Raw genomic sequence first — 834 nt, 5'->3', positions numbered from 1 at the left:
TGACGAAGGCGGAGCAATCGAAGAATAAAACGGGACCTGTCACTCCCGTTTTTCTATGAGACAAGAGGAAAAGGGATGAAAAAAATAGTATTTGTTTGCTTAGGAAATATTTGCCGAAGTCCCATGGCAGAGTTTGTGATGAAGTCCATGACGAGCGCTTACCAAGTCGAGAGTCGGGCAACGTCATCTTGGGAACATGGCAATCCGATTCATAAGGGGACGCAGGGGATTTTTCAGCAGTATCAGATCCCGTATGACAAAGACAAAACATCGCTTCAGATTGGCAGAGAGGACTTTGAATCATTTGATTACATTATCGGTATGGATGCTTCAAACGTTTCAGATCTGCGTCACATGTGCCCTCAGGAACTACAGTACAAGATCTACTCTTTTGCGGCAGAAAGTGTTCCAGATCCATGGTACACAGGAGATTTTGAGGAAACCTATGCGCGCATCACAAGTGGATGCCAAAGCTGGTTAGACCGTTTAGAAAATGAGAGTGACAATGGAAAAGTTTAAAAAAATCTTTGAAAAATATCGAGTATATCTAACTCGCCCGCGTATAGAGATTGCAACCGTTCTTCTAATCGCTATCTGCGCCGTATCAGTTTTTCTACTAAACACTCCAAAAAAGGGTGTACTGACACTTGACAATGGTGCGCTTGTTTATGATGGAACCTTGGTAAGAGGGAAGATGAATGGTCAGGGGACTATGACCTTTGAAAACGGGGACCAATACACAGGAGAGTTCAATAATGGGGCTTTTAATGGTAAAGGGACTTTTCAATCAAAAGATGGCTGGAAATACGAAGGTGATTTTGTAAATGGTCAGGC

At 42.9% G+C, this 834-nt stretch carries 2 protein-coding genes; both read left to right on the top strand.

Annotated elements, in window-relative coordinates; genetic code table 11:
• The first annotated feature begins 75 nt into the window (after positions 1 to 75).
• Positions 76 to 519 carry a low molecular weight protein-tyrosine-phosphatase gene (locus GMD6S_RS09700; RefSeq protein ID WP_000724851.1) on the top strand — a complete coding sequence of 148 codons (444 nt, stop codon included), beginning with the start codon at positions 76 to 78 and terminating at the stop codon, positions 517 to 519.
• Positions 506 to 834, top strand: a 329-nt coding sequence (locus GMD6S_RS09695; RefSeq protein ID WP_000410456.1) for a hypothetical protein, incomplete at its 3' end; no start/stop codon positions are given. The genes GMD6S_RS09700 and GMD6S_RS09695, both read left to right, overlap by 14 nt.

This window comes from Streptococcus sp. GMD6S, from assembly GCF_000297015.1.
Note: the sequence above shows the minus strand (reverse complement) of the source record. Positions and strands in the feature narration are given on the sequence as shown.